The organism is Mesorhizobium sp. B2-5-7, from assembly GCF_006440875.1.
Classification (GTDB): domain Bacteria; phylum Pseudomonadota; class Alphaproteobacteria; order Rhizobiales; family Rhizobiaceae; genus Mesorhizobium; species Mesorhizobium australicum.
This window is the reverse complement of record NZ_VFUO01000007.1, coordinates 175164-202102: the sequence shown is the minus strand read 5'-3', so window position 1 is coordinate 202102 and position 26939 is coordinate 175164. Positions and strand designations below refer to the sequence as shown.

Sequence of the window (26939 nt, the reverse complement as noted above, 5' to 3'; positions counted from 1 at the left end):
GCCTTTCTGTCTGTCGATACGCGGAGGAAATCGTGGCGACAAATCCCGCCGAAGTGCTCTCTTTGCCGAAACCAGCCTGGGCGGCCGACGAGGTCGGCATGCTCTACGACATGGCTAGCCGCTTCATGTCGGAGGAGATCGCACCGCGCTACGACGAGTTCGAGAAGAACGAGATGGTCGACCGCGAAAGCTGGTTGAAGGCTGGTTCCGCCGGCCTGCTCTGCGCGTCCATGCCGGAGGAATATGGCGGCTCCGGCGGCACCTTCGCGCATGAGAGCGCCATCATCGAGGCGATCGGCCATGTCGGCGTCGACGGTTTCGGCATCGGCCTGCACAATTCGATCGTCGCCCCCTACATCCTCCATTACGGCTCGGAAGAGCAGAAGAAGAAATGGTTGCCCAGGCTCGCCACCGGCGAACTGATCGGCGCCATTGCCATGACCGAGCCCGGCGCCGGTTCCGACCTGCAGGGTGTCAAGACCCGTGCCGAGAAGGACGGCAACCAGTACAAGATCAACGGCTCCAAAACCTTCATCACCAACGGCCAGCTGGCGAACTTCATCATCGTCGTCACCAAGACCGATCCGGAGAAGGGCGCCAAGGGCACATCGCTGATGGTCATCGAGACCGACGAGGTCGAGGGGTTCGAACGCGGCCGCAACCTCGACAAGATCGGGCTGAAGGCCAACGACACGTCGGAGCTGTTCTTCAACGACGTGCGTGTACCGACCTCCAATCTGCTCGGCCATGAAGAGGGACAGGGTTTCGTCCAGCTGATGCAGCAATTGCCTCAGGAGCGGCTGCAGATCGGCACCGGGGCGATCGCCATGATCGAGCGGGCGCTGGCGCTGACCATCGACTACGTCAAGGAACGCAAGGCCTTCGGCAAGGCGATCATCGATTTCCAGAACACACAATTCAAACTGGCGGAGCTGAAGACCGAGGCCACCATCGGCCGCGTCTTCTACAATGACTGCGTCACCCGCCACATCAATGGCGGCCTCGATCCGGTGACCGCTTCGATGGCCAAGTACTGGCTCTCCGACCTCCAGGGCAAAGTCGTCGACGAATGCCTTCAATTGCATGGCGGCTATGGCTACATGAATGAATATCCGATCGCCCGCATGTTCCGCGACGCTCGCGTCCAGCGCATCTATGGCGGCACCAACGAGATCATGAAATTGCTGATCGGACGCTCGCTCTGAGCAGCTTTTCAGCGAACCCCAGGGAGCATGAAAAATGACCGAAGCTTATGTCTATGACGCCGTGCGCACGCCGCGCGGCAAGGGCAAGAAGGACGGATCGCTGCACGAAGTGCCGGCGGTACGGCTCGCCGCCAGGACGCTCGAGGCCCTGCGCGACCGCAGCGGGCTGGACACTGCAAACGTCGACGACATCATCTTCGGCTGCGTCGACCCGGTCGGCGAGGCGGGTTCCGTCATTCCACGCGCCGCAGCATTCGAGGCCGGCTACGACACCAAGGCACCCGGCATGCAGATCTCGCGCTTCTGCGCCTCCGGCTTGGACGCCATCAATTTCGGCGCCGCCAAGATCGCGCAAGGCGCCGATGAAATCGTCATCGCCGGCGGCGTCGAATCCATGTCGCGCGTCGGCATGGGCATGTCCGGCGGCGCCTGGTTCATGGATCCTTCGGTCGGCCTGCCCGGCTGGTTCGTGCCGCAAGGCATTTCGGCCGACCTGATCGCCACCAAATACGGCTTCTCGCGCGACGACGTCGACGCTTACGCGGTCGAGAGCCAGAAGCGCGCCGCGAAGTCGTGGGCCGATGGCCGCTTCAAGAACTCGGTCATCCCGATCAAGGACCAGAATGGTCTCACCATTCTCGACCATGACGAGCATATGCGGCCGTCGACCGACATGCAGTCGCTCGCCTCGCTCAACCCGTCCTTCGTCATGCCCGGTGAAATGGGCGGCTTCGACGCGGTGGCGGTGCAGAAGCATCCGGAGGTCGAGGAGGTCAACCACGTCCACCACGCCGGCAACTCGTCCGGCATCGTCGATGGCGCGGCGGCCGTGCTGCTCGGCTCGAAGAAGGCCGGCAAGGCGATGGGCCTGAAGCCGCGCGCGCGCATCCGCACCTTCGCCAACATCGGCTCCGAGCCGGTGCTGATGCTGACCGGTCCGGTCGATGTCACCGAGAAACTGCTGAAGCGCGCCAAGATGAAGCTGTCGGATATCGACCTGTTCGAGCTGAACGAGGCTTTTGCCTCGGTGGTGCTGCGCTACATGCAGGCTTTCGAAATTCCGCACGACAAGATCAACGTCAATGGCGGCGCCATCGCCATGGGTCATCCGCTCGGTGCCACCGGCGCGATGATCCTCGGCACCGTGTTGGACGAACTCGAGCGGCGCGACCTCAACACCGCGCTGGTGACGCTCTGTATCGGCGCCGGCATGGGCACTGCAACCATCATCGAACGCGTCTGACGGGGAGAGAACGATGAGCTACACCAATTTCACCCTCGACATCGACGCCGATGGCATCGCCTTGGTCACCTGGAACAGCCCGGACCGCTCGATGAACGTCTTCACCGAAGAGGTGATGCGCGAGCTGAACGATATCGTGGACAAGGTGGCCGGCGACGCCGCCATCAAGGGCGCGGTGATCACCTCCGGCAAGGACACCTTCTCCGGCGGTGCCGACATCACGCTGTTGCAGAGGATGCTGACCACCTTCGCCACCGACAAGGTCAAGGATGTCGAAAAGGCGACCAAGGCGCTGTTCGACAATGCCGGCATCATGACCGGCCTGTTCCGCAAGCTGGAAACTTGCGGCAAGCCATGGGTCTCGGCGATCAACGGCACCTGCATGGGCGGCGCCTTCGAAATGTCGCTCGCTTGCCATGGCCGCGTCGCGGCCGATTCCGACAAGGTCAGGATGGCACTGCCCGAGGTGAAGATCGGCATCTTCCCCGGCGCCGGCGGCACCCAGCGTGTGCCGCGGCTGACCGACCAGCAGCAGGCGCTGCAAATGCTGACCTCCGGCCAGACCCTGTCGCCGCAGAAGGCGAAGGCGATGGGCCTGATCCATGAGATCGCCGAACCGGCCAAGCTGGTCGAGACCGGCAAGGCAATGATCAGGAACGGCCTCAAGCCGGTGGCGCCGTGGGACGAGAAGGGTTTCAAGCTGCCCGGCGGGCCGGTCTATTCGGCGGCCGGTGCCAATCTGTGGCCGCCGGCCATCGCCATCCTGCGCCGCGAGACCCATGGCAATTACCCGGCCGCCGCGGCGATCCTGAAATGCGTCTATGAGGGCCTCCTGGTGCCCTTCGACACGGCGCTCAGGATCGAGCAGCGCTATTTCACCGAGATCATGCAGACCAAGGAAGCGGCAGCGATGATCCGCTCGCTGTTCGTGTCGCTGCAGGAATTGAACAAGGGCGCACGCCGCCCGGCCGGCGTGCCGGACACCAAGTTCAAGAAGATCGGCATTCTCGGCGCCGGTTTCATGGGCGCGGGCATCGCCTATGTCACGGCCAAGGCCGGCATTCCGGTGGTGCTGCTCGACCGGGACATGGAGGCGGCCGCAAAGGGCAAGGCGCATTCCGACGGCCTGATCTCGGATCAGGTCAAGAAGGGCCGTGCCAAGCCCGAGGACAAGGACAAGCTCTTGTCTCTGATCACGCCGACGGCAGACTATGCCGACCTCGCCGGCTGCGATCTCGTCGTTGAAGCCGTGTTCGAGGATTCCGCCGTCAAGAAGGCCGCCACCGAACAGGCGGAAGCCGTGTTGAAATCGTCGGCGATCTTCGCCTCGAACACCTCGACCATTCCGATCACCGGCCTCGCCAGGAATTCGGCGCGGCCGAAGAATTTCATCGGCATCCACTTCTTCTCGCCGGTCGACAAGATGATGCTGGTCGAGATCATCCTTGGCAAGAAAACCGGCGACAAGGCCTTGGCCACCGCGATCGACTTCGTGCGGGCCATCAAGAAGACGCCGATCGTCGTCAACGACACGCGCGGCTTCTACGTCAACCGCTGCGTGCTGCGTTACATGTCGGAAGCCTACAAGATGCTGATCGAAGGCGTGCCCGCGCCGATGATCGAGAATGCGGCCAAGGCCGCCGGCATGCCGGTCGGTCCCTTGGCGCTGACCGATGAGACGGCCATCGACCTTGCCCAAAAGATCATGAAGCAGACCATCAGGGATCTCGGCGAAAAGGCCGTCGACCCCAGGCAGATGGCGCTGATCAACACCATGGTTGACGATCACGGCCGTTTCGGCCGCAAGAACGGCAAGGGTTTTTACGACTATCCGGCCAAGCCGGCCAAGAAGAAGCTGTGGCCCGGCCTCAAGGACCTTTATCCGCAGCTCGCGGCCGAGAAGGTCGACTATGAGGAGCTGCAGCAGCGCCTGCTGGTCACCATCGCGCTCGAAGCGGCGCGCGTGATGGAAGAGGGCATCGTCACCGATCCACGCGAGGCCGATGTCGGCTCGATCCTGGCCTTCGGCTTTGCGCCCTACACCGGCGGCGCGCTGTCCTACATCGACGGCATCGGCGCCAAACAATTCGTCAAGATCGCCAAGGCGCTGCAGAAGAAGTATGGCGCCGAGTTCAAGGCGCCCAAGCTGCTCCTCGACATGGCCGAGAAAGGTGAGACCTTTTACGAACGCTTCGATCCCTATGCGAAGGGCGATGTGAAGCAGGCGGCCTGACAGAGCGTCATGTATGTCTGGGCGCGCATGCTGGCCACGGCGCGAAGCCGTGGCCCTTACATGATGGGCGGTGAGGGCCGGCCGGCTTTTCGCTGCCTGCCGACCGACTATGACCGCAAGGCGCGCCGCTTCCTCGACATTGACGCGGTTGTCGCCGCACTTGGCCGTGCGGTGAACCGCGGCCACCGACCGAGGCAGAACGCATTTTCATGACATCGCACCAGGGACTGCGCGGCCTGGCCAAATCGTCCGGCTGATCAACCCGTTGGCAAGCAGGATTCGATCGACTTTCCCAAACCAGGCGCGGATGATATATTAGGTATCGCTAACATGATGTTGGCGGAGGAGTAATCATCATGCGTATGATGCTGAGAGTTTCCATCCCGGCCGAGGAAGGCAATAAGGCGATCAAGGACGGCAGCATGGGCAAGATCATCGAGCAAACCCTGTCCGATCTCAAGCCGGAGGCTGCCTATTTTACCGCGGACGGTGGTTGGCGAACGGCCTACCTTTTCCTGGAGGTAAAGGACAGTTCGGACATGCCCTATGTCGCCGAGCGGTTCTTCTTCGCCTTCAATGCCACCGTCGAGCTCATCCCGGTGATGAACGTCGACGAGCTCCAGAAGGGCCTGCCGAGGGCGATGGCGGCATTGGCCGGATAGCCGGCTTCGGCCATGACACTGTGCCGTGGTTGCGGCACACAGCTTTGTTCGTGATCCGCCAGCCCGCTGGTGGACAACTCAGCCGTTGCGCGTTAGACAGGAAGAGGCATTTTTTCCTGTTTCGAAGGAGAGCACGTCATGCTCTCGCACGACCGAGTCTGGGCTGCCATCGATGCTCTTGCCGAGCGCTATTCGCTTTCGGCTTCGGGTCTGGCAAGGCGCGCGGGACTTGATTCAACCGCCTTCAACAAATCCAAACGCTTGTCCTCGGACGGTCGGCCGCGCTGGCCTTCGACCGAATCGCTGGCCAAGATCATCGAGGCGACGGGCGCTTCGCTGGACGAATTCACCGGGCTGATCGAAGGCCGTGGCGCATCGCCCGCCAGCCGGCGCGCGGTGCCGTTGCTCGGCTTCGCCCAGGCCGGCGCCGGCGGCTTCTTCGACGATGCCGGCTTTCCGGCGGGGCAGGGCTGGGATCTCGTCGAATTGCCGGCGCAATCGACCGAAAGTTCCTATGCGCTGCAGGTGCAGGGCGATTCCATGCTGCCGCTCTACCGCAATGGCGACGTCCTCATCGTCGAGCCGGGTGCGGCCACCCGCAAGGGCGACCGCGTCGTCGTCAAGACCACATCGGGCGAGGTGATGGCCAAGGTGCTCGAGCGCCAGACAGTCAAGTCGATCGCGCTGGTCTCGCTCAATCCAGAGCATCCGGACCGCGACATCCCCATGCTCGAGGTCGAGTGGGTGGCGCGGATCGTCTGGGCAAGCCAATAGGTGCAACGGGTGCGACTTCCTCATCTTGTCCTGGCGGTTCTGATGATCCCGGCGATGGCGGCGCTGGTCGTTGCCGGCGGACGCACGCTGAAAGGCAGCGAAAGCACTGTTGCGGTGGATCAGATCGATCCCGGCGCCGACACTACCGCTGAGGCAGATAGGGATGCGACGCCCGAGGAACCGTCCACCTCAGCAATTCGTGCACCGGCGCAGCCACCAAATCCGGCGGTGCATTCGCGGGCGATTGACCCGGACGTGGTCGCGCCGCCGGAACTGCCCACCGGCGAACTCGAGCGGGTCGAGCCGCGTGCGCCGTTGAGCAAGCTGGCGCTCGCCGTGCCGCCCAAGCCTAAAATGCCCGACGACTGGAACGGCACGAAACTGTTCCAGCCGGTAGCTCCGGCCGCCGGCCTGATCGAGGCGAAGGGGTATTCGGTCGCGATTTCCGGCATCGATGTCGTCAGTCAGGACGAGACCTGCACCACCGACGGGAAATCCTGGCCGTGCGGCATCCGCGCGCGCACGGCATTCCGCGCCTTCCTGCGCGGCCGCGCCGTGGTTTGCACGGTGCCGCCGGAAGGCGGACGCGACCGGATTGCGGCGGAATGCCGGATCGGCAAGCAGGACGTCGGTCAATGGCTGGTCGAAAACGGCTGGGCGCGTGCCGCCAAGGGCGGACCCTATGTCGAGGCCGGTGACAAGGCACAAGGCGCGAAGAAAGGCATTTTCGGGTCGGCGCCGAACCTTGCCGGCATCTCGGCGATGCCGGCCGCACCCACCCCAGCGCCTCAGGCGCCGGGCTCGATCCTGGAGGAGGACTCGATCCTGCAAGAGGAGGGCGGCGTCCTCAAGCCAGCTGACCAGCCAGCGCCTTCTGAATGAGCGAGCGGGTCTCGGCGACGCCGTAGAGGGCGGCGAACGACCCGAAGCGTGGGCCACGCTCCTGGCCGATCAGCACCTGGTAGATCATCTGGAAGAAGGCGCCTGAAACACCCGGGCCACCTTCCGGACTTTGCTTGGAATGATCCTGGTAGCGTTCGATCTTGCGCGCCACGTTGAGCGAAGCGTTCTGGATCGCTTCGCCGCTGGCGCCCGCCGGCAAGTCGCCAAGTGCCTTTTCGAGAGCCACCAGCGCTTCCCGCTCGACCTCGTCGGCCGGGCGAAAGGTTTTCGTCGGCTTCACGAAATCGTCGAAGTAGCGGATCGCGTAGCCCGTCAGCCGGTCGAGCTCGGGATGGGTCGCCGGAGTCACACCCGCGACGTGACGCGAGATGAAGCCCCACAGCACCTCCTTGTTCTGCGCATTGGAGGCGCTGACAAGGTTGAGCAGCAACGAGAACGGCACCGGCATGTCGATGGCGGGCGGATTGCCGTCATGCATATGCCAGACCGGGTTGCCCAGCCGCTCCTTCCACTCCTGGCGGGGATAGGCGGCGAGGAAGGTGTAGTATTCGTCCACGGCCCGCGGGATGACGTCGAAATAGAGTTTCTTGGCCTGCCGCGGCCGCTGGTACATGTAGAGCCCGAGGCTCTCGGTCGGCGCATAGGTCAGCCATTCGTCGATGGTCAGGCCGTTGCCTTTCGACTTGGAGATCTTCTGGCCATTCTCATCGAGGAACAGTTCGTAGACGAAATGCTCCGGCGCCCGCCCGCCCAGTATGTTGCAGATGCGGTCATAGACCACTGCATTGGTCTGATGGTCCTTGCCGAACATCTCGAAATCGACGCCGAGTGCCGCCCAGCGCATGCCGAAATCCGGCTTCCACTGCAGCTTCACGCGGCCGCCGGTGACCGGCAGCGTGGTTTCGGTGCCATCATCGTCGAAGGTGATGGTGCCGGCCTTGGCGTCGACATGCTTCATGGGAACGTAAAGCACGCGCCCACTCTTTGGCGAGATCGGCAGGAAGGGGCTGTAGGTCGCCTGCCGCTCGGGTCCGAGCGTCGGCAGCATGACCGCCATGATCTGGTCGTAGCGTTCGGCGGCGCGCAACAGCATCGCGTCGAAACGGCCTGACTTGTAGTACTGCGTCGCACTGGCGAATTCGTAATCGAAGCCGAACGTGTCGAGGAAGCGGCAGAGCATCGCATTGTTATGGTCGGCGAAGCTCGCATAGTCGCCGCCGAAGGGGTTGGGCACCGATGACAGCGGCTTGTGCAGATATGGCTCGAGCGCAGCGCGGTCCGGCACGCTGTCGGGTATCTTGCGCATGCCGTCCATGTCGTCGGAAAAGCACAGCAGCTTGGTCGCGACCTTGTCCTGCGTCAGCACGCGAAACGCATGGCGCACCATCGAGGTGCGCGCCACTTCGCCGAACGTGCCGATATGCGGCAGGCCCGACGGTCCATAGCCGGTCTCGAACAGGATCGTTTCGGGGAAATCGGCGCCCTTGTAGCGTTCGATGATCTTTTTGGCTTCCTCGAACGGCCATGCCTTGCTCTCGGCCGCGGCCGTCAGCAGTTCGGGATTGAGATCGATGATGTTTGATCCCGCCATGTCACAGTTTTCCAGATTGTATCCCGGCAATAGCCGCAAGTGCATTTTCAACCGGTCTCTAGGCGTGCGTGGCCGGAGCGTCAACGCGTCGGGCGCTTTTTCCTTGCGGCCTCAGGCTCCCCTTCCTACCTTCGGAGCCCGTTCAAGGAGCAAAGAATGCTGTCGCCCACCCCGCACGAAGCCCTGATCTATCTGATGGTCATCACTTCGGCCTCCGACCGGGACATGACCGATGTCGAACTGGCCAGGATCGGTGAGGTTGTTCGCTCGTGGCCGGTGTTCGAGGATTTCAAGCAGGACCGGTTGGTTGCCGTGGCCCAGGCCTGCCAGAAGATGCTGCATGAGAAGGGTGGGCTCGAAGGTGTCCTGACCCAGGTCTCGGAGGCGCTGCCGGAGCGGTTGCGCGACACCGCCTATGCCGCGGCCTTCGAAGTGGCCGCCGTCGATCTGGAGATGCGGCTGGAGGAAGTGCGGGTGCTGCAGTTGATCCGTCGCCAGCTCGATCTCGACACGCTGACCGTGGCGGCCATCGGCCGTGCGGCCAAGGCAAGGCTGCGAACTCTGACCTGACGAGGTTACGGCCGGATCAGAAAAGCTGACCGGACCGGATCAGAAGAAACTGACCGGGAAATAGCGCAGGTAGAATTCGGCAAAGGTGCCTTTCATCGAAATCTCTTGCAAAGCGTAGTCGAGGGCCGCGGCCAGCGCCGGATTGTCCGCTCGCGTGGCGATGGCCATGCCGGTGCCCAGATATTCGGGCGCCAGGTAGGGGCCGCCGGCAAAGCGGCAGCAGCCGGCGGCATCGGAGCCGCCGAGCCAGAAGGCGAAGCGCATGCCATCGCCGAAAGCCGCGTCGATCTTGCCGGCCTTGAGGTCGCCATAGAGGGCTTCCGGCTTGTCGAAGGGGACGACCTGGACCGTGCCGAAATAATCGCGCAGCATGCGTTCATGGGCCGAGCCCGATATCACGCCGACTCGCTTGCCGTGCAATTTGTCGAAGAGCGGTTCCGCCAGCGCCTTGTTCTTCGCAGTGATGAAGCGCGCCGGGAACTGCAGGTAGGCGCGCGAGAAGGCGTATGTCTGGCGCGACTGTGACGTCGGGGCAATGCCGGCGATAACAGCTTCACCTTCGCCCCTCTCAAGCGCGCCTTGAAGCTCCGCCCAAGGCAAGGCCTGGATCTGGCATTTGTCGACGATGCCGAGTTCCGCGCAGATGGCGCGCGCCAAGTCGATGTGGAAACCGGACAGCTTCCCCGCGCCGTCGAGGAAATTGAAGGGCGGAAAATCCGTGGTCGTCAGGAACCGCAGCCGCGGCAGCGCCGAAAGGTCGGGCTTGGGAAGCCGCTCCTTGGCATCCCACAACACCGGCACCTGCGGCTCCGCCGCGCCCGCGCCGGAAACCCATGACAATGCGGCGATGAGCGCCGCTGCCAGGACATGGGACCTCCATTGGAACGCCACGATAAAACTCCGCCGCACCCGTGCTCGTGCCGGTTTTGGTACGAAAACGATACAGGCACAATGCTTTTTGATTTCAACGCTTCGATTTCAGGATATGGTTCGGTCGGTTTGCAAACAGCGGTGGCGCCCTGGTGGGAATGCCAGGGTCGAGAACCACAACCGGAAGCGGGCGCTTTGCAATCCGTGGTCGGTGGCGAAGTGCCGGGAAGGCGCGGACCATGGACTTAATGCATGAGGCAACATGGGGTTGATGTTGCGATGAGTCAGTTCGATCGAACGCTGGAATACATAGATCAACTGCAGCACGCCGCAACGGCGGCCGCGGTCTGCGAGAAACTGTTGGGCGTAACGTCGGAGTTCGGCCTGACCGCGCTGATGGCCGGAACCGTTCCGCAGCCGGGCACACCGACGGGCCAGCAGAAGCAGCATGTGCTGCTCTGCGACTGGCCGGTCGAATGGCTCGAGCGCTACGTGACGCGCAACTATGTCGATCACGATCCCGTCGTCAGTCACATGAAACAGCTGCAAGCGCCGTTCCAGTGGCGGGAAGCCGCCCAGGGCATCCGCATCGACAAGAGCAGCGGCGAAGTGATGGGCGACGCCGGCGCCTTCAAGTTGCGCGACGGGCTGGCCTTTCCGTTGATCACGCTCGACGGCGAAATCGTCATGGTGTCGCTGGGGGGCGAGGCCGTGGAACTGTCGGCGGCCGAGTTCGGCCTGGTCTCCCTGGTCTCGACCTATGCCGTCGGCCGCGCCATGCAACTCCACACCATGGCGACCACGGCGATCGATCACATCGAGCTGACGCCGCGCGAACGCGAATGCCTGCAATGGGCTGCCGTCGGCAAGTCCGAATGGGAGATTTCCCAAATCCTCGGCATCTCCGAGCACACCTCGGAGAAACATCTTCTTAACGCCAAAAGCAAACTCGGTGCCGTCAACCGGGTCCAGGCAGTCGCCGAGGCGATAAGGCGCGGCTACATTAGCTAGGTCGGCCGTGCAGGCCTAGAACTTCTTGCCTACGTGATCACGCAATTTTCGCATCGAAGCACGGCCGTATCTTCCCCTGAACCACAGGAGACTACGGAATGCTTTTTTGTCTTACGACCAAGGAATTGATGGAACGTCCCGACCTTTGGGAGGCCGTCCATCGGCTGCGCTACCGGATATTCGTCGAGGAGATGGGATGGGAGGACCTTCGGCGCCCCGACGGATTTGAAGTCGACCAGTTCGATCATGACGAGGCGGTGCATCAGATCGTCATCAGGGGCAATGAAGTCGCGGGCTATCAGAGGATGTTGCCGACCACACGGCCGCATTTGTTGACCGAGGTGTTGACCGATCTCTCCGAAGGAACGCCGCCGGCGGGTCCCAACATCTGGGAGTTGACCCGCTACGCGGTGGCTCCGGGTTTTCGCGATGGGCGTCGCGGCGTCTCGACCGTCGGCACGGAATTGATAGCCGGTTTCGTCGAGTGGGGTCTGAAGCGCGGCGTCGACAAGGTGATCATCGAGTTCGAGCCGATGTGGGTGCTGCGCGCATTGCAACTGCACTTCCTGGCGACGCCGCTCGGTTATCAGCGCACCTATGGCAACCAGCAGGTCGTGGCGACGCTGCTCACCTTCAACGAGCACACGCTGGACGTGGTGCGTTCGCGCCGCAATCATCATGCACCCGTCCTGGCCAGGGGATATCCCGACATGTTCGGTCAAAGGAGGGCGTCATGAACGCGCACCCGCAACCCGAACTGCGGAACCACACACTGATCGTCACCGTGTCGTCGAACGACGGCCGGCCGGTGCTCGACCGGAGGGCCTATGAGAGCCTTGCCAGGACGTTCCATGAAGCCGCCGAGAATGACGAGGTGCGGGTTGTCGTGCTGCGCGGTCTGGCCGGCTGCTTCTGCCTTGGTGGTGACTTTTCCGAATTCCTGGATGCCGCCAAGCACCAGAAGCTGATCGCCGCCGTCACCGACATGTTCCGCATGCTGGCGACGTTTCCAAAGCCGATCCTGGCCTGTGTCGACGGCGATGCCGTCGGCGTCGGCTGCACCATCCTGTTCCATTGCGACATGGTGATCGCATCTGAAAAAAGCACCTTCCGGGTGCCGTTCGTCGATTTCGGCCTGGTGCCGGACGCGGCAACCAGCATCCTGGCGCCGCAGAAACTCGGCTATGCCGGTGCTTTCCGCTTCTTCTGTCTCGGCGACACGCTTGTTGCCGAAGACGCCAGGGCGCTCGGCCTCGTTGCCGAGATCGTCGCGGAAGGCAGCGTCGAGGAAGCGGCGCTTGGCCGAGCCAGGCAGCTCGCCAAAAAGCCGGTTGCCGCTTTGCTGCAGACACGCGGCCTGCTCAAGGGGAACACCGCCGCGCTTTGCGAGCGCATCGATGAGGAGATATCGCTGTTCCAGCAGGCGCTGCAGGACGACGCCACGTTGCGACGGTTGCAGCGGATCGCGCGTCTGGCGGCCTGAGTCGAAAAGGCCGAGAGAAAGGACCTGCATCAACCGCGCCGCGCTGCCTTTCTGGCCGCGCGGCGCCAAAAGTGTCAGTCCTGCTTGCCCAGGAATGACGGCCCTTCGCCGATGATCTTCTTGTCTTCCTTGCCGATAGCGTCGAGATCGCGACCCTCGTAGGGCAGCGACAGCAGGATGCGGCGCATCACCGCCAGCCGCGCGCGGCGCTTGTCGTTGGCCCGCACGATCATCCATGGCGCGAACTCCTTGTGTGTGCGCTCGAACATGGTGTCGCGTGCCTTGGTGTAATCGTCCCACTTGGTGATGCCGGCAATGTCGATCGGCGAGAATTTCCAGCTCTTCAGCGGACTGTAGCGGCGATCGTGAAAGCGCTCGAGCTGCGTCTCCCGGCCGATGTTCAGCCAGAATTTGAAGAAATAGATGCCGTCATTGACGATCATGCGCTCGAAATGCGGCGTCTCGTCGAGAAACTTCTCGTGCTGTTCGGGGGTGCAAAAACCCATCACCGGCTCGACGCCGGCACGATTGTACCAGGAGCGGTCGAAGGTGACGAATTCGCCCGCTGTCGGGAAATGGTCGGCGTAGCGCTGGTAATACCATTGCCCCAGTTCCGTCGGGGTTGGCTTGGTGAGCGCGACGTTGCGCGCCGTGCGTGGGTTAAGATACTGGCGCAGCACGAATATCGTGCCGCCCTTGCCGGCCGCGTCACGACCCTCGAACAGCGCCATCATCCGCTTGCCGGTCGCCTGCAGCCATGCCTGCGCCTTGACGAGCTCTATCTGCAATTTCTCAAGCGTCTCGTCATACTCCTCGCTCTTCATCTTCTTGTCGTAAGGATATCCGCCCGCGGTCAGCTTGTTCTCCTCGACCCAGTCCGGAAGCTCGGGATTCTCGATATCGAACTCCCGTTCCTTGCCGCCGATCCTGATTTTCAGCGGGCCTGAGGTTGGAGTGACCGAATTGTCGTTGGCTTTTTTCATGCAGACGAACCCTTTTAAGTGTCTGGACTCATGCTATTGGGAGCCACTACAGCGCCGCGCCTCCGTTTGGACGCGCAAAGGAGGCTGTAGCACTTTTGATTTGCGGTCCAGCGGAAGTTTTCGCCGCCGTCTGACCGGTGGAGGCTGGGCGCGCGAATGACCGAGCTGGGCGCAGAGCAGAAGAGCACGGGGCAAGCTGTGGCCGCTCGGCTGTGGCACAGCCGCTGGCTGCTTGCGGCCGGTGTCGTGGCGGTTCTGATCGCCTTTGGCTTCGCGGGCTTTTCCGCCTACGTGCTGGTGCCAGCGCTGCTCCTGCTGCCGGCCGCGGCAATATTGCCGGTCACCGGCGCCCGCCATTCCGCGGGGAACGCCGCGGCGATCGAGGCGATTGGCTTGCAGCGCCTGTCCGGTGAATATCTGGCGGCCGCCGTGGCCGACCCGCTCATCATCTTCGACCACGCCGCCACCATCGTCCACGCCAACGCCGCCGCCTTTGCCGCCTTTGGCGGCATCGCGCCCGGCATATCGCTGCCGCTGAAATTCCGGGCGCCGGAAATGCAGGCGCTGCTGGACAGTGTGCTGTCGGGCACTGTCGCCTCGGATGTCGTCGACTACACGGAGAAACTGCCTGTCGAACGGGCCTACCGGGTCAGCGCATCCTCGGTCGGGCATGGCACCGATCTTTATGTGCTGGTTTTCAAGGACCAGAGCGAGGCGCGGCGTATCGACCGCATGCGCGCCGATTTCATTGCCAATGCCAGCCACGAATTGCGCACCCCGCTGGCCTCGATCGCGGGCTTCATCGAAACGCTGCGCGGACCGGCCCGCAACGATCCGGCGGCGCGCGAGCAGTTCCTCCAGATCATGCAGAACCAGACCGGCCGCATGGCGCGCCTGATCGACGACCTCCTGTCGCTGTCGCGATTGGAGATGAAGCCCTATCTCAAGCCGGGAACCGAAGTCGATCTGCGCCAGACCGTCGACAGCGTCATCGATTCGCTCGGCCCGCTCGCCCGCGAAAACAATGTCGCCATCGAGCGCGATTTCGCCAAGGGGCCGCTCGATGTGCCGGGCGATCGCGACGAGTTGTTCCAGGTGTTCGAGAACCTTTTGGAAAATGCCTGCAAATACGGCCAGTCGGGCGGTCGTGTCGTGGTGTCGATCGCGCGCGGCGATGATGGTTCCGAACCCGGCATCGACGTCACCATCAGGGATTTTGGTCCCGGCATCCCCGAGGAGCACATACCGCGCATCACCGAGCGCTTCTATCGTATCGATGTCGAGACCAGCCGGACCCAGAAGGGCACGGGGCTTGGCCTGTCGATCGTCAAGCACATCCTGACGCGTCACAACGCCAGGCTGACGATCAGGTCCGAGGTCGGCAAGGGCGCCGCCTTCTCGGTGCATTTGCCGGCGCACTGATACTGCCCTAGTTTTCCACGGGGCCGTTTCTTTTTTCTGTCATCCCGTTAGCGTATCAGCGGGGATTCGAGGAAACGACTCAAAGACAAGATCCCGTGGGAAGGCATTTCATCCATGCAGTCCGTTCACATTGTCAGCGCCTATGACGAGGAACTGAAATATCTTTCGAAGCGCATCGCCGCGATGGGTGGGCACGCCGAGCGCATGGTCGAGCAGGCGGTCGCCGCCCTGGTCAATGCCGATCCGGGGCTGGCTCAGAAGGTCATCCGAGACGACGCCGTCCTGGACGAGGGACAGCGTGAGATCGACGACAAGGCGATCATCATTATCGCCAGGCGTCAGCCGATGGCGACTGACCTGCGCGAGATCGTCGGCGCCATCCGCATTTCAGCCGACCTCGAGCGCGTCGGCGACCTCGGCAAGAACGTCGCCAAGCGGGTGGTTGCCGTTACCGACGGCCGGCAGCCGACCAGCCTGTTTCGCGGCCTGGAGGCTCTGGCCAATTTGGCGCTGACCCAGCTGAAGGAAGTGCTCGACGTCTATGCGTCGCGCTCGGTCGACAAGATCGGTTTCGTGCGCGACCGTGACGACCAGATCGATGCCATGTACACGTCGCTGTTTCGCGAATTGCTGACCTACATGATGGAAGATCCGCGCAACATCACGCCCTGTACGCATCTGCTGTTCTGCGCCAAGAATATCGAGCGGATCGGCGATCACGCCACCAACATCGCCGAGACCATCTACTACATCGTCACCGGCGACCAGATGCCCGCCGACCGGCCGAAAGGCGACAAGACCGACAAAATCGGCCTCCCCGAGGCGCTGCCGGTGAAGTGAACGCACATCCTCTCGAACGCTTGATCATATTGCGGTAGACTATCCCGAGATAAGCTTGCTGGTTCCCCAGGGAAGGCAACGCTTTCGGGAGGCTGCGATGGAATATGTCCGGGAGTTCAAGGCCTCGCCGCCGGCATCAGGCATCATCGCCTGCGGCGTCTACACCGCAGGCCGCCGCATCGCCGATATTTCCATCGAGGAAGCCGGCGAATGGGCCAAGAAATCGGGACATGTCGTCTGGATCGGGCTGCTTGAACCCGACCGCGACCTCCTGCTGCGCGTCAAGGCGCAGTTTCATCTGCATGAACTGGCGATCGAGGATGCCGAGCATCCGCACCAGCGGCCAAAGATCGAGCAATATGGCGATGCGCTGTTCATCGTCGCCCGCACGGCGCAGCTGATCGACGGGCGCGTCACCTTCGGCGAGACACATCTGTTTGTCGGCTCAGGCTATATCGTCAGCGTCAGGCACGGTCCTTCGACATCCTATGCCGCCGTGCGGCAGCACTGGGAAAGCTGCCCGCACTCGCTGGCCAAGGGGGAGGACTTCGTCCTCTATGCCATTCTCGACTTCATCGTCGACAATTACATGCCCGTGCTCGAGCAGATCGAGGACGAGGTCGAGGCGATCGAGGACAAGGTCCTGCTGAAGCCGATGACCGGCCCCGACATCGAACGCCTTTACATGCTGCGCCGCGACCTCCTGCGCCTGCGCAACGCGGCATTGCCCCTGGTGGAAGTCTGTCGCCGGCTGACCAGCGCCGACCTACCGCAGATCCATTCGGCCATGCACCCGCTGTTCCGCGACGTGACGGATCACATCCGTACCGTCCAGGAGAAGATCGACAGTCTGCGCGAGGTGCTGGCCTTTGCCTTCGAGGCCAGTCTTCTGGTCGGCCAAAGCCAGGAAACGGCGATCTCCAAGAAACTCGCTTCATGGGCGGCCATCCTGGCGGTGCCAACCGCATTCGCCGGCATCTACGGCATGAACTTCACCGACATGCCGGAGCTGAAGATGGCATATGGCTATCCGATGGTGCTGGCCACCATCGCGCTTATCTGCTGCTTCCTTTATTGGCGCTTCAGGAAGAACGGCTGGCTGTGAGGAAGTCGGTAGTCGGTAGTGAGTAGTCGGTAGTGGTTGGTGGGAGCGCTTGTTTCCTCACTACTCACTACTCACTACTCACTACTCACCGCTTATCTATTCCGCCGCCGCTCCGCCGCCGGCTGGAACGCCACGCGGGCATGGTATTTACAGTAGGGACCGGTTTCAGCGGCTTCGTTGCCGCAGAAATTGAAGTCCTCCGAAAGGGGATCGCCGTTCGGCCATTTGCAGGTGCGCTCGGTCAGTTCGACGAGCTGCAGATGCCGTGAGATCGGCACCACGACGTTCTCGACCGGACGGATGTAGTGCCGCGCCACCGGTTCGGCCTCGAATTGCGTCTGAAGAGCCGTCGCGCCGATCGAAGTCGTGACGTGGCGTGCCGTGCTTGCGGCGCGCGCCACCGACTTCTGGACGGTCGATCCCTGCGTCGCCTTCTTCTGGCGCGCCGGCGTCGCCGTTGCGCGACCGCGACCCGACAGCTTCAGCCGGTGCACCTTGCCGATGACGGCATTGCGGCTGACCCCTCCAAGCTGCGCAGCAATCTGGCTTGCGCTCAGACCCTCCGACCACAGTTTTCTCAAGAGTTCTACCCGCTCGTCAGTCCAGTTCATGACCGCGCTCCTTATAAGCGTGCGGCAATCAGAATCCATTCCCGACCCAGCACCACTGCTGGGGCAGACACCACATATATCTGGTGATTAGGTCCGCCGCACGAAATCTAGTTATTTCTCGACTACAACTACTCTATGCGCTGACTCGGTGACAAGAGTCCCAAGTGCAACACGAATCGGTTTTTTCGGTTTTCCCCAACTTGCCCGGTCGCTCATGAGCCGGCGTTGCGTCGGGGAGCTTGCCGCGCGCCACTACGCGACGTTTTCGTTGACTTCATGGCCGAAAAACACGATAAGCCGCAGAAGGCCGCCGCTTTGGCGGCTTTTTTGATTTTCCGGTACCGGAGACGCATATAATGAGCGGTTCGGCGCTTTACGAGACCTTTGCTCGCGCACCCCTGGCCTTCGACCATGGGGAAGGCACTTGGCTGGTTACCGACAAGGGCGAGCGATATCTCGATTTCGCCGGCGGCATCGCGGTCAATTCGCTTGGCCATGGCCATCCGCACCTTGTCGCGGCCCTCACCGAGCAGGCGGCGAAACTCTGGCACGTCTCCAATCTCTATGAGATCCCGGGGCAGAGCAGACTTGGCGAGCGGCTGGCTGATGCCACCTTCGCCGACAAGGTGTTCTTCACCAATTCCGGCGCCGAGGCGCTGGAATGCGCGATCAAGACGGCGCGGCGCTACCACTTCGTCAAGGGACATCCCGAGCGCTTCCGCATCATCACCTTCGAAGGCGCCTTCCATGGCCGCACGCTGGCGACCATCGCGGCAGGCGGCCAGTACAAATATCTCGAGGGCTTCGGACCCAAGGTCGAAGGCTTCGACCAGGTTGGCTTCGACGACATCGACGCCGCCGAGAAGGCGATCACGCCCGAGACCGCCGCGATCCTGATCGAGCCGGTGCAAGGCGAGGGCGGTATCCGCCCAGTACCGACACAGTCGCTCAAGCGGCTGCGGCAGCTCTGCGAACAGCACGGCCTGTTGTTGATATACGACGAGGTCCAGTGCGGCATTGGCCGTACCGGCAAGCTGTTCGCGCATGAGTGGTCCGCGGTGACGCCCGACATCATGGCAATCGCCAAGGGCATTGGCGGCGGCTTCCCGATGGGCGCCTGCCTTGCCACCGACGAGGCGGCCGTCGGCATGACCGCCGGCGTGCACGGCACCACATTCGGCGGCAATCCGCTCGCAATGGCGGTCGGCAACGCCGTGCTCGACGTCGTTCTGGAAGACGGCTTCCTGGAGGATGTCCAGCGCAAGGCGCTGCTGATGAAGCAGGGGCTAGCCTCGATAGCCGACGAATTCCCCGAAATTGTCGAGGATATCAGGGGCACCGGGCTGATGCTCGGCCTCAAATGCGCGATGCCCAACGGCAAGGTGAACATGGCGCTGCGCGACCAGCATTTGCTGGCGGTTCCGGCCGGCGACAACGTCATTCGCCTGCTGCCACCGCTCACCGTCACCGACGCCGAGATTCACGAAGCGCTCAACCGCATCCGCGCCGGCGCCAAGGGCCTGTCGGAGGCGATCGCCTCCGCCGCCGCGAAGTAATCCGGAACCATTCCTGATGTCAGTTCGCCATTTCACCGATCTTTCCACCGTTTCCGAAGGCGATTTGCGCTTCATGCTGGATGATGCGGTGACGCGAAAGGCGCGTCTCAAGGCCGGCGAGCGGAGCAAGCCGCTCGAAGGCAAGGTGCTGGCCATGATCTTCGACAAGCCGTCGACGCGCACGCGCGTTTCTTTTGACGTCGGCATGCGCCAGCTCGGCGGCGAGACCATCATGCTGACCGGCACCGAGATGCAGCTCGGCCGCTCCGAGACGATCGCCGACACCGCCAAGGTGCTGTCCCGCTACGTCGATGCGATCATGATCCGCACCACCTCGCATGAGCGGCTGCTGGAGCTGACCGAGAATGCTACCGTTCCGGTGATCAACGGGCTGACCGACGACACCCACCCTTGCCAGCTGATGGCCGACATCATGACTTTCGAGGAGCACCGCGGTCCGGTGGCCGGCAAGACGATTGCCTGGACCGGCGACGGCAACAATGTGCTGCACTCGCTGCTCGAGGCCTCGGCACGGTTCCGATTCAATCTCAACGTCGCCGTGCCCGAAGGCAGCGAACCGGCGCAGAAGCATATCGACTGGTCCAAGGCGCATGGCGGCAAGCTGCATTTCACCCGCTCGCCCGAGGAAGCCGTCGACCAGGCCGACTGCATCGTCACCGATTGCTGGGTATCGATGGGACAGGAACACCGTGCTCGCGGGCACAATGTCTTCTCGCCCTATCAGGTCAACGCGGCGCTGATGGCCAAGGCCAAGCCGGATGCATTGTTCATGCACTGCCTGCCGGCCCATCGCGGCGAGGAAGTGACCGACGAGGTCATCGACGGGCCGCATTCGGTGGTCTTCGACGAGGCCGAGAACCGGCTCCATGCCCAGAAGGCAGTGCTTGCCTGGTGCCTCGGTGCTTGAAGTGTCTTGGGGCTTGAAGTGTCTTGGACGCCCGAAATGCCCAGGCGCCTGAAATGCCCAGGCGCTTGATCTGCGGCGGCGCGATGCCTATCTGCGCCGCATCACGCAAATCAAGCGCGTTTGGACGCATGTGCCCACCAGGGCCGCATGGCCGCGCCCTGGAGCTTTGTCATGTTGGAAAGCCATCAAGTGACTGAACATCACCCCAAACTCGGCGAGTTCGGCTACGCCGGCGACGATCACGTCGTTCCCTTCGAGGTCGGTCCGCTCGACGTGCGCGGCCGCACGGTCCAGCTTGGGCCGATGCTCGACGCCATCCTTGGCCGCCACGATTATCCCGAGCCGGTCGCCCGCCTGCTGGCGGAAGCCTGTGTGCTGACCGTTCTGCTCGGCACCTCGCTCAAATTCGAAGGCAAGTTCATCCTGCAGACCCGCACCGACGGGCCTGTCGACATGCTGGTCGCGGACTTCTCCACGCCCTCGGCACTGCGTGCCTATGCACGCTTCGATGCGGATCGGCTCGAAGCACTGGTCGCGGCAGGCGAGACGTCCCAGCAGACGCTGCTTGGCAGCGGCGTGCTGGCGCTGACCATCGACCAGGGCGCCCATACTCAGCGCTACCAAGGCATCGTCCAGCTCGACGGCGAAACGCTGGAAGACGCGGCGCGCACCTATTTCCGTCAGTCGGAACAGATCCCGACCGATATCAGGCTCTCGGTCGCCAAGCTGCTGACGCCCGGGATCGGCGGCGCGCGCGAGCAATGGCGCGCCGGCGGCATCCTGGCGCAGTTCCTGCCGCAATCGCCCGAGCGCATGCGCATTCCGGACCTGCCGGGTGGGGACGGCGATCCGCGCGAGGGAGTCCACGATCCGGCCGATAATTCCTGGCAGGAACTCCTGGCCTTGCTCGGCACCATCGAGCCGACCGAATTGATCGACCCGACCATCGGCGCCGAGCGGCTGCTCTATCGTCTGTTCCATGAGCATGGCGTGCGCGTCTTCGGCGGCGTTCCCGTGGCCGACCAGTGCTCATGCTCCCGCGACAAGATCCGTGGCATCCTCGAAGGCTTCTCAGCGCAGGAGATCAAGGACAGCACCGAGGATGGCGGCATCCATGTCGCCTGCGAATTCTGCTCGACGCAGTACGACTTCGATCCAGCCGAGTTTGCGGCTCAGTAAAGCCTTTCCTTCTCTCCGTTCTGCGGGGAGAAGGTGCCCGAAGGGCGGATGAGGGGCGACGCGACCGTCGGCCCTCAGTTCACCGTGCGCCTTGTCCCCGGCAGATCGAGCGAGAAGGCCGGGATGGCGATGTCGAACGTCTCGCCGCGCTTGTTGCGCATCGTGTAGCGTCCGACCATGATCCCGGAGGGTGTCGAGAGCGGGCAGCCGGACGTGTACTGATAGCTGTCGCCGGGATTGAGTTCCGGCTGGTCGCCGACAACGCCCGGCCCGCGGACCTCCTCGACCCGGCCGGCACCATCGGTGATGTGCCAATAGCGCGACAGAAGCTGCACGAACTCGTCAGACTGGTTGTCGATCGTTATCTGATAGCCCCAGACGTAGCGGTTCTCCTGGGGATCTGAACGATCCTCCATATAGAACGGCCTGACCTGCACTTCGATGTTGCGCGTCACGGCGCGGTACATGAGCGGCTCCAAAACAATCCGACGACTTTCGACGCTCGCGGTGAGCAGGTCAACGTGCGCGTCTTGTCGCGCCTGGGATTGAAACGCAGGTGCCGGCAAAGAATGTCATTTAAGTGACACACGACAATGGTGGTGTGCGCGAACCGGGCGACTCGGCCCTCTGTCGAACTGTTGAAAACGGCCGCGACGCGGGCCGACTTCCGGAGTGACCAGATCTCGATGGAACTCACTCTCATATCCGCCTCGCTTTCGACCGCACTCATCCTCTCAAACGCTGCCAGCATCCTGCTTGCCGCTTCACAGCTGAAACGGCGCACCACGATTGCCCCGCCGGCGGGCAGATCGCCGGCGGTGTCGATTGTCGTCCCGTCGCGCGGCGTCGAGCCATTCACACATGAGACGCTGGAACGCGCCTTCGCGCTCGACTGGCCGCGCTACGAACTGATCTTCTGCGTCGCCCATGCCGACGACCCGGTGGTGAAACTGATAAACAGGGCGATTGCCCGGTTTCCGCAGGTGCCGGCCCGGCTGTTGATCGGCGACGATCGTGTCAGTGCCAATCCAAAGCTCAACAATTGCGTCAAAGGCTGGGAAGCGGCGCGCCACGACTGGGTCATTCTTGCCGATTCCAACGTTCTGATGCCTCGGGACTATGTCGAGCACATGATGGCGGCGTGGCAGCACGGTACCGGCCTTGTCTGCTCGACGCCGATCGGCTCCAGGCCAGATGGTTTCTGGGCCGACGTCGAATGCGCCTTCCTCAACACATTGCAGGCCCGCTGGCAGTATGCCGGTGCGGCGCTCGGCCTCGGCTTCGCCCAGGGCAAGAGCATGCTGTGGAACAAGCCGATGCTGGACGCCAATGGCGGCATACGCGCGCTGGCCGCCGAGATCGCCGAGGACGCCGCCGCAACCAAGCTGGTGAACGGCCTCGGCCTGCGTGTCAACCTCGTTACGGCGCCCTTCGAGCAGCCCCTCGGCCAGCGCACGTTTGGCGAAATCTGGTCGCGCCAGGCCCGCTGGGCGCGCCTGCGCCGCGTCACCTTCCCGCTGTTCTTCGCACCCGAGATCCTGACTGGTGCGGCAGTCCCGCTGGCTCTTGCGCTGATTGCCGCGGCGAGCGCCGGCGTCAGCCTCTGGGCAACCGCGATTGCCGTGCTGACGGCATTCTATCTTCCGGAATGCGCTCTGGCCTTGGCCAAGGGTTGGCACGTCTCGACGCGCATGATCACGGCGACGGTCGCGCGGGACGTCATGCTCCCGGCCATCTGGGCGCGCGGCTGGCTCGGCGGCGCCGTCGACTGGCGCGGCAACGCCATGACCATCCGCACCAAGACGGCGGAACTGGAGGAGACGCCGTCGAGCGCCTGATCGCTGCTGACGACGCTGCCTGGACGAAACCTATTTGGTGGCCTTCAAGGCTTGCGCGATATCTTCCAGCAGATCGTCCGTATCCTCCAGGCCGACCGACAGCCTGAGCGTACCGGGCCCGATGCCGAGTTCGGCGCGGGCCTCATCGCTGAGGTTCTTGTGGGTGGTCGTCGCCGGATGGGTGATCAGGCTCTTGGCATCGCCCAGATTGTTCGAGATCAGCACGATGTCGAGGGCGTTCTGCAGGGCGAAGGCCGCCGGCTTGCCGCCCTTGACGTCGAGGCAGATCAGCGTCGAGCCACCCGACATCTGCTTCTTGACGATATCGGCCTGCGGGTGGTCGGCGCGGCCGGGATAGATGACGCGGGCGATCTGCGGCTGCCCGGCCAGGAAGTCGGCGATCCTGCCGGCGCTCTCGGTCTGCTGGCGCACGCGCAGCGGCAAGGTTTCCAGGCCCTTCAGCAGCGTCCAGGCGTTGAACGGCGACAGGCTGGGACCGGTGTGGCGGAAATAGTCGTGCAGGTTCTCGTCAATCCACTTCTTGTCCGACAGGATGACGCCGCCCAGGCAGCGGCCCTGGCCGTCAATGTGCTTGGTGGCCGAGTAGACGACGATGTGCGCACCAAGCTGCAACGGCTTCTGTTGCAGCGGCGTGGCAAAAACATTGTCGACGACCAGCCGCGCGCCGATCGAATTAGCAAGCGAGGCGACGGCGGCGATGTCGACGACCTCGAGCGTCGGGTTGGTCGGACTTTCCAGGAAGAACAGCTTGGTGTTCGGCCTGACCGCCTTTTCCCAATTGGCGATCTCGGTGCCGTCGACCAAGGTCGCCTCGATGCCATAGCGCGGCGCCAGCGTCTCGACCACCCAGCGGCAGGAGCCGAACAGCGCGCGCGCGGCCACGATGTGGTCGCCGGCCTTGACGCTGCACAGAAGGGCAGCCGTCACCGCCGCCATGCCCGACGCCGTGGCGCGCGCGTCTTCGGCGCCTTCAAGCGCGCACATGCGCTTTTCGAACATGTCGACGGTCGGGTTGGCGTAGCGCGAATAGATGAAACCAGGCTCTTCGCCCTTGAAGCGGGCCTCGGCGGCCTGCGCCGTCTGATAGACATAACCCTGGGTCAGGTACATCGCCTCGGAGGTTTCGCCGAAGCCGGAACGCAGGGTTCCGCCATGCACGAGTGCCGTCTGAGGTTTCCAGTTGCGCTTCTTGGTGCTCATAGCTTTGTTCCAGACACAAAAAAACCGGCCGCGAAAGTCGCAACCGGTCCATACGGCCTTGCGGCCCGACGGTCCTTTAGCGACTTGTTTAACGTGGCTGCAAGCCGACCGGCCAAATCACCACGGGATAACGACCCTTTAGACCCGCGCCACGCTTGCGTCAATTGCCGGCTTCATTAAGACGTTTGTACCAAGGCAGGTTCCGCAGAAGTGCCCGGCGGTTTTGCGGCAAGATCCTGCAACAAACAAGAACCTGCAACGAAAGAGACCAGTCTTGGGGCGGAGCCAGACTTTGCGGCAGACAGGCATTCTTCCCGATCAGGACATTTCGGCGCTGTTCCGGTCCGGCGCGCTGAAGTCGCCGCGCGCGCTCGATGCCGACCAGATCCAGCCGGCAAGCCTTGATCTCAGATTGGGCGAAAGGGCCTGGCGGGTTCGCGCCTCGTTCCTGCCCGGTCCCAACCACAAGGTGTCGGAAAAGCTCGATCGGCTGCAACTGCACGAGATCAGTCTGACCGAAGGCGCGGTCCTCGAAACCGGCTGCGTCTATATTGTGCCGCTGCTCGAAAGTCTGGCCCTGCCGGCTGACATTTCGGCCTCGGCCAATCCGAAGAGCTCGACCGGGCGGCTCGACATCTTCACCCGCGTCATGACCGATCGGGGCCACGAGTTCGATAAGATCGCCGCCGGCTACAACGGTCCGCTCTATCTCGAGGTCAGCCCGCGCACCTTTCCGATCATCGCGCGCACGGGTTCGCGCCTGTCTCAAATCCGCTTTCGCACCGGCAACGCGCTGCTCTCGGAAGCCGAGTTGCATGAGCTGCATCGTGCCGAGATGCTGGTCGCCACGGAGCCGCCGAACATTTCCGGCGGCGGCATCGCGCTGTCGATCGACCTCAATGGCGACAAGGATGGGTTGGTCGGCTATCGCGGCAAGCACCACACCGGCCTCGTCGATGTCGACAAGCGCGCCGCGCAGGATGTCCTCGACTTCTGGGAGCCGATCCACAAGAGCCGCGCCGGCGAACTGGTGCTCGATCCCGACGAATTCTACATCCTCGTCAGCCAGGAGGCGGTGCATGTGCCGCCGCTCTACGCCGCCGAGATGACGCCGTTCGATCCGCTGGTCGGCGAGTTTCGTGTCCATTATGCCGGCTTTTTCGATCCGGGTTTCGGCCATTCGGCGGCCGGCGGCACCGGCAGCCGGGCGGTGCTCGAAGTGCGCAGCCACGAAGTGCCGTTCATCCTCGACCACGGCCAGATCGTCGGCCGGCTGGTCTACGAGCATATGCTGAAGCGACCGCAGGCGCTCTACGGCACCGATCTCGGCTCGAACTACCAGGCGCAGGGCCTGAAGCTGTCGAAGCATTTCCGCGCCGTGCGCTAAGGTTGAAGCTGCCGACCTCGCTCTTGTGGGAGAGATGCCCGGCAGGGACGTGACGGAAACCTATTGCTAGATCGGCGGGACAGCGCCCCGCTCTGGCTTGCCAGCCATTCCCCACGAGAGGGGAATCACGCGCTCATGGCTTCAAAGCGCCTTCACCGACACCTTCACCGGCTTTTCGATCTCGAGCGGGTTGCGCAGCGGCAGTCCGAAATCCCCGGCCTCGATCTCGAACACGTCGCCGGCTTCCGTCTTGATGCCGTCGGCGAAGGATAGCGTCGCGGTGCCGAACATATGCACATGCACGTCGCCAGGCTGGCGGAAGGCCGAATATTTGAAGTGGTGGTGTTCGAGATTGGCGATGGTGTGGGACATGTTCGTTTCACCCGACAGGAAGGGCTTTTCCCACAATGCCTTGCCGTCGCGCAGGATGCGCGACGTGCCGCGGATGTCCGAAGGCAGGTCTCCGATCAGGATCTCCGGGCCGAAGGAGGCATTGCGCAGCTTGGAATGGGCGAGGAAGAGATAGTTGACGCGCTCGGTCACATGGTCCGAGAATTCGTTCGACAAGGTGAAACCGACGCGGAATGGCGCGCCGTCGTCGCCGATGACATAGATTCCGGCGACCTCGGGTTCCTCGCCGGCATCCTTGGCAAAGGCCGGTGACATGAGCGCCGCGCCAGGCGCGACCGCCATGGTGCCGTTGCCCTTGTAGAACCATTCCGGCTGCACGCCGACCTGGCCTTTCGCAGGCTTGCCGCCTTCCAGTCCCATGCGGAACATCTTCATGGAATCGGTGAGTTGCTCCTCGCCGTCGGTGCTGAGCTTCTTGTGCATGGAATCGCGCGTCGCGGCCGACCCCAGATGCGTCAGCCCGGTGCCGGTCAGGTGCAGATGCGCTGGGTCGGGGTGATTGATCGGCGACAGCAGGCGCCCCCTTTTGTAGGCGGCGTCGAGATCGATCGTCTCGCCAAGCCCCTTGCGTTCGATCAGGGCGGCCAGGCCGACGCCGGTGCGGGCGGCCTCCATCGCCAGCGAATAGACGCTGCGCGCACCGTTGATGATCCGGGTCTTCCCGCCGCTGCGGGCAACGACACGGATCGTCTCGGCGTCGTCGAGAATCTGCGAGATCAGCATGATCAGTCCTCTCTCATTTATCTGTATCCGGCTGCCAATGGGCAAACCCTGACCGGCGCGGCGCGGAAACGCGCCACGGTTGAAACGCTTCGTCCGGATTGCGTTCGCGAGCCTGGTCCTTCCCCGGACTTCTTGGTGCCGACGGGCTGCCGGCAGCTTCGCGATCTAGAACCCGTATGCCTCCTAGTCC

26 protein-coding genes and 1 riboswitch are annotated in these 26939 nt (G+C 63.1%); of the genes, 19 read left to right on the top strand and 7 right to left on the bottom strand.

Annotated elements, in window-relative coordinates:
* The first annotated feature begins 32 nt into the window (after positions 1-32).
* The 7 genes from FJ543_RS27095 (at position 33) to FJ543_RS27065 (ending at position 6999) form a co-directional block, all read left to right on the top strand.
* Complete coding sequence (locus FJ543_RS27095) at positions 33-1205, top strand: acyl-CoA dehydrogenase family protein (RefSeq protein WP_140714003.1); 1173 nt, start codon at positions 33-35, stop codon at positions 1203-1205.
* 34 nt (positions 1206-1239) lie between these two features.
* Positions 1240-2448 carry an acetyl-CoA C-acetyltransferase gene (locus FJ543_RS27090; RefSeq protein ID WP_140878249.1) on the top strand — a complete coding sequence of 403 codons (1209 nt, stop codon included), beginning with the start codon at positions 1240-1242 and terminating at the stop codon, positions 2446-2448.
* A gap of 13 nt (positions 2449-2461) precedes the next feature.
* A complete protein-coding gene (locus FJ543_RS27085) occupies positions 2462-4681 on the top strand; it encodes a 3-hydroxyacyl-CoA dehydrogenase NAD-binding domain-containing protein (protein WP_140614746.1) in 2220 nt (739 codons plus the stop codon).
* Positions 4682-4690: 9 nt separating this feature from the next.
* Positions 4691-4894: a hypothetical protein gene (locus FJ543_RS27080; RefSeq protein ID WP_224593633.1), complete on the top strand. Its 204-nt coding sequence runs from the start codon at positions 4691-4693 to the stop codon at positions 4892-4894.
* A gap of 143 nt (positions 4895-5037) precedes the next feature.
* Entirely contained in the window at positions 5038-5343 is a 306-nt protein-coding gene (locus FJ543_RS27075; protein WP_015319306.1) for a hypothetical protein, read from the top strand.
* 138 nt (positions 5344-5481) lie between these two features.
* Entirely contained in the window at positions 5482-6117 is a 636-nt protein-coding gene (locus tag FJ543_RS27070) for a helix-turn-helix transcriptional regulator (protein WP_015319305.1), read from the top strand.
* Positions 6118-6126: 9 nt separating this feature from the next.
* On the top strand, positions 6127-6999 hold the full coding sequence (locus tag FJ543_RS27065) for a thermonuclease family protein (RefSeq protein ID WP_348643280.1): 873 nt from the start codon (positions 6127-6129) through the stop codon (positions 6997-6999).
* Here the strand turns inward: FJ543_RS27065 and FJ543_RS27060 are convergent.
* Entirely contained in the window at positions 6965-8611 is a 1647-nt protein-coding gene (locus FJ543_RS27060) for a lysine--tRNA ligase (protein WP_015319303.1), read from the bottom strand. The two genes, FJ543_RS27065 and FJ543_RS27060, sit on opposite strands and share 35 nt — an antisense overlap.
* 156 nt (positions 8612-8767) lie before the next feature.
* Here FJ543_RS27060 and FJ543_RS27055 point away from each other — a divergent pair, with 156 nt between their 5' ends.
* Entirely contained in the window at positions 8768-9181 is a 414-nt protein-coding gene (locus tag FJ543_RS27055) for a tellurite resistance TerB family protein (RefSeq protein ID WP_015319302.1), read from the top strand.
* 39 nt (positions 9182-9220) lie between these two features.
* On the opposite strand, the gene FJ543_RS27050 is transcribed toward FJ543_RS27055, so the two are convergent.
* Positions 9221-10072, bottom strand: a complete 852-nt coding sequence (locus FJ543_RS27050) for a transporter substrate-binding domain-containing protein (protein ID WP_140660677.1) — start codon at positions 10070-10072, stop codon at positions 9221-9223.
* 258 nt (positions 10073-10330) lie between these two features.
* On the opposite strand from FJ543_RS27050, the gene FJ543_RS27045 reads away from it, so the two are divergent.
* From FJ543_RS27045 to FJ543_RS27035, 3 genes are all read left to right on the top strand, one after another.
* A complete protein-coding gene (locus FJ543_RS27045) occupies positions 10331-11062 on the top strand; it encodes a LuxR family transcriptional regulator (protein WP_140878247.1) in 732 nt (243 codons plus the stop codon).
* Positions 11063-11160: 98 nt separating this feature from the next.
* Complete coding sequence (locus FJ543_RS27040; protein WP_015319299.1) at positions 11161-11799, top strand: acyl-homoserine-lactone synthase; 639 nt, start codon at positions 11161-11163, stop codon at positions 11797-11799.
* Entirely contained in the window at positions 11796-12545 is a 750-nt protein-coding gene (locus FJ543_RS27035) for an enoyl-CoA hydratase-related protein (protein ID WP_140660678.1), read from the top strand. Before FJ543_RS27040 ends, FJ543_RS27035 begins: the two co-directional genes overlap by 4 nt.
* 74 nt (positions 12546-12619) lie before the next feature.
* Here the strand turns inward: FJ543_RS27035 and ppk2 are convergent, their stop codons facing one another.
* Positions 12620-13528, bottom strand: a complete 909-nt coding sequence (ppk2, locus tag FJ543_RS27030) for a polyphosphate kinase 2 (protein WP_140878245.1) — start codon at positions 13526-13528, stop codon at positions 12620-12622.
* Positions 13529-13684: 156 nt separating this feature from the next.
* Here ppk2 and FJ543_RS27025 point away from each other — a divergent pair, with 156 nt between their 5' ends.
* From FJ543_RS27025 to FJ543_RS27015, 3 genes are all read left to right on the top strand, one after another.
* Entirely contained in the window at positions 13685-14950 is a 1266-nt protein-coding gene (locus FJ543_RS27025) for an ATP-binding protein (RefSeq protein WP_015319296.1), read from the top strand.
* Positions 14951-15064: 114 nt separating this feature from the next.
* Complete coding sequence (gene phoU / locus FJ543_RS27020; protein ID WP_015319295.1) at positions 15065-15790, top strand: phosphate signaling complex protein PhoU; 726 nt, start codon at positions 15065-15067, stop codon at positions 15788-15790.
* A gap of 97 nt (positions 15791-15887) precedes the next feature.
* The gene (locus tag FJ543_RS27015) at positions 15888-16895 is read left to right on the top strand and encodes a magnesium and cobalt transport protein CorA (RefSeq protein ID WP_140878243.1); all 1008 of its coding nucleotides are present in this window, start codon (positions 15888-15890) and stop codon (positions 16893-16895) included.
* Positions 16896-16987: 92 nt separating this feature from the next.
* Here FJ543_RS27015 and FJ543_RS27010 read toward each other — a convergent pair whose 3' ends face one another.
* Positions 16988-17506 carry a GcrA family cell cycle regulator gene (locus tag FJ543_RS27010; protein ID WP_140821329.1) on the bottom strand — a complete coding sequence of 173 codons (519 nt, stop codon included), beginning with the start codon at positions 17504-17506 and terminating at the stop codon, positions 16988-16990.
* Between the two features lie 356 nt (positions 17507-17862).
* Here FJ543_RS27010 and FJ543_RS27005 point away from each other — a divergent pair, with 356 nt between their 5' ends.
* The 3 genes from FJ543_RS27005 (at position 17863) to FJ543_RS26995 (ending at position 21169) form a co-directional block, all read left to right on the top strand.
* Positions 17863-19062: an aspartate aminotransferase family protein gene (locus tag FJ543_RS27005; protein WP_015319292.1), complete on the top strand. Its 1200-nt coding sequence runs from the start codon at positions 17863-17865 to the stop codon at positions 19060-19062.
* 16 nt (positions 19063-19078) lie between these two features.
* The gene (argF, locus tag FJ543_RS27000; RefSeq protein WP_140878241.1) at positions 19079-19990 is read left to right on the top strand and encodes an ornithine carbamoyltransferase; all 912 of its coding nucleotides are present in this window, start codon (positions 19079-19081) and stop codon (positions 19988-19990) included.
* 147 nt (positions 19991-20137) lie between these two features.
* On the top strand, positions 20138-21169 hold the full coding sequence (locus tag FJ543_RS26995; RefSeq protein WP_140614741.1) for an Hsp33 family molecular chaperone: 1032 nt from the start codon (positions 20138-20140) through the stop codon (positions 21167-21169).
* Positions 21170-21243: 74 nt separating this feature from the next.
* Here the strand turns inward: FJ543_RS26995 and apaG are convergent, their stop codons facing one another.
* On the bottom strand, positions 21244-21636 hold the full coding sequence (gene apaG / locus FJ543_RS26990) for a Co2+/Mg2+ efflux protein ApaG (RefSeq protein WP_140878239.1): 393 nt from the start codon (positions 21634-21636) through the stop codon (positions 21244-21246).
* 219 nt (positions 21637-21855) lie between these two features.
* Between apaG and FJ543_RS26985 the strand changes: the two genes are divergently transcribed.
* Positions 21856-23007 carry a ceramide glucosyltransferase gene (locus tag FJ543_RS26985; protein WP_140878237.1) on the top strand — a complete coding sequence of 384 codons (1152 nt, stop codon included), beginning with the start codon at positions 21856-21858 and terminating at the stop codon, positions 23005-23007.
* 30 nt (positions 23008-23037) lie between these two features.
* Here the strand turns inward: FJ543_RS26985 and FJ543_RS26980 are convergent, their stop codons facing one another.
* Positions 23038-24228: an O-succinylhomoserine sulfhydrylase gene (locus tag FJ543_RS26980; protein ID WP_140878236.1), complete on the bottom strand. Its 1191-nt coding sequence runs from the start codon at positions 24226-24228 to the stop codon at positions 23038-23040.
* 56 nt (positions 24229-24284) lie between these two features.
* Positions 24285-24362, bottom strand: a riboswitch (SAM riboswitch).
* Between the two features lie 158 nt (positions 24363-24520).
* Here FJ543_RS26980 and FJ543_RS26975 point away from each other — a divergent pair.
* Positions 24521-25615 (top strand): 2'-deoxycytidine 5'-triphosphate deaminase, encoded by a 1095-nt coding sequence (locus FJ543_RS26975; RefSeq protein WP_015319286.1) that lies wholly within the window; start codon positions 24521-24523, stop codon positions 25613-25615.
* Between the two features lie 141 nt (positions 25616-25756).
* Here the strand turns inward: FJ543_RS26975 and araD1 are convergent, their stop codons facing one another.
* On the bottom strand, positions 25757-26749 hold the full coding sequence (gene araD1 / locus FJ543_RS26970; protein ID WP_015319285.1) for an AraD1 family protein: 993 nt from the start codon (positions 26747-26749) through the stop codon (positions 25757-25759).
* Between the last annotated feature and the right edge of the window lie 190 nt (positions 26750-26939).

Excerpts from the sequence above, each read along its gene's own strand:
- FJ543_RS27090 (WP_140878249.1), top strand. The coding sequence starts at position 1,240 with ATGACCGAAGCTTATGTCTATGACGCCGTGCGCACGCCGCGCGGCAAG.
- FJ543_RS27085 (WP_140614746.1), top strand. The coding sequence starts at position 2,462 with ATGAGCTACACCAATTTCACCCTCGACATCGACGCCGATGGCATCGCC.
- FJ543_RS27080 (WP_224593633.1), top strand. The coding sequence starts at position 4,691 with ATGTATGTCTGGGCGCGCATGCTGGCCACGGCGCGAAGCCGTGGCCCT.
- FJ543_RS27075 (WP_015319306.1), top strand. The coding sequence starts at position 5,038 with ATGCGTATGATGCTGAGAGTTTCCATCCCGGCCGAGGAAGGCAATAAG.
- FJ543_RS27070 (WP_015319305.1), top strand. The coding sequence starts at position 5,482 with ATGCTCTCGCACGACCGAGTCTGGGCTGCCATCGATGCTCTTGCCGAG.
- FJ543_RS27060 (WP_015319303.1), bottom strand. The coding sequence starts at position 8,611 with ATGGCGGGATCAAACATCATCGATCTCAATCCCGAACTGCTGACGGCC.
- FJ543_RS27055 (WP_015319302.1), top strand. The coding sequence starts at position 8,768 with ATGCTGTCGCCCACCCCGCACGAAGCCCTGATCTATCTGATGGTCATC.
- FJ543_RS27045 (WP_140878247.1), top strand. The coding sequence starts at position 10,331 with ATGAGTCAGTTCGATCGAACGCTGGAATACATAGATCAACTGCAGCAC.
- FJ543_RS27040 (WP_015319299.1), top strand. The coding sequence starts at position 11,161 with ATGCTTTTTTGTCTTACGACCAAGGAATTGATGGAACGTCCCGACCTT.
- FJ543_RS27035 (WP_140660678.1), top strand. The coding sequence starts at position 11,796 with ATGAACGCGCACCCGCAACCCGAACTGCGGAACCACACACTGATCGTC.
- ppk2 (WP_140878245.1), bottom strand. The coding sequence starts at position 13,528 with ATGAAAAAAGCCAACGACAATTCGGTCACTCCAACCTCAGGCCCGCTG.
- FJ543_RS27025 (WP_015319296.1), top strand. The coding sequence starts at position 13,685 with ATGACCGAGCTGGGCGCAGAGCAGAAGAGCACGGGGCAAGCTGTGGCC.
- phoU (WP_015319295.1), top strand. The coding sequence starts at position 15,065 with ATGCAGTCCGTTCACATTGTCAGCGCCTATGACGAGGAACTGAAATAT.
- FJ543_RS27015 (WP_140878243.1), top strand. The coding sequence starts at position 15,888 with ATGGAATATGTCCGGGAGTTCAAGGCCTCGCCGCCGGCATCAGGCATC.
- FJ543_RS27010 (WP_140821329.1), bottom strand. The coding sequence starts at position 17,506 with ATGAACTGGACTGACGAGCGGGTAGAACTCTTGAGAAAACTGTGGTCG.
- FJ543_RS27005 (WP_015319292.1), top strand. The coding sequence starts at position 17,863 with ATGAGCGGTTCGGCGCTTTACGAGACCTTTGCTCGCGCACCCCTGGCC.
- argF (WP_140878241.1), top strand. The coding sequence starts at position 19,079 with ATGTCAGTTCGCCATTTCACCGATCTTTCCACCGTTTCCGAAGGCGAT.
- FJ543_RS26995 (WP_140614741.1), top strand. The coding sequence starts at position 20,138 with ATGGCCGCGCCCTGGAGCTTTGTCATGTTGGAAAGCCATCAAGTGACT.
- apaG (WP_140878239.1), bottom strand. The coding sequence starts at position 21,636 with ATGTACCGCGCCGTGACGCGCAACATCGAAGTGCAGGTCAGGCCGTTC.
- FJ543_RS26985 (WP_140878237.1), top strand. The coding sequence starts at position 21,856 with ATGGAACTCACTCTCATATCCGCCTCGCTTTCGACCGCACTCATCCTC.
- FJ543_RS26980 (WP_140878236.1), bottom strand. The coding sequence starts at position 24,228 with ATGAGCACCAAGAAGCGCAACTGGAAACCTCAGACGGCACTCGTGCAT.
- araD1 (WP_015319285.1), bottom strand. The coding sequence starts at position 26,749 with ATGCTGATCTCGCAGATTCTCGACGACGCCGAGACGATCCGTGTCGTT.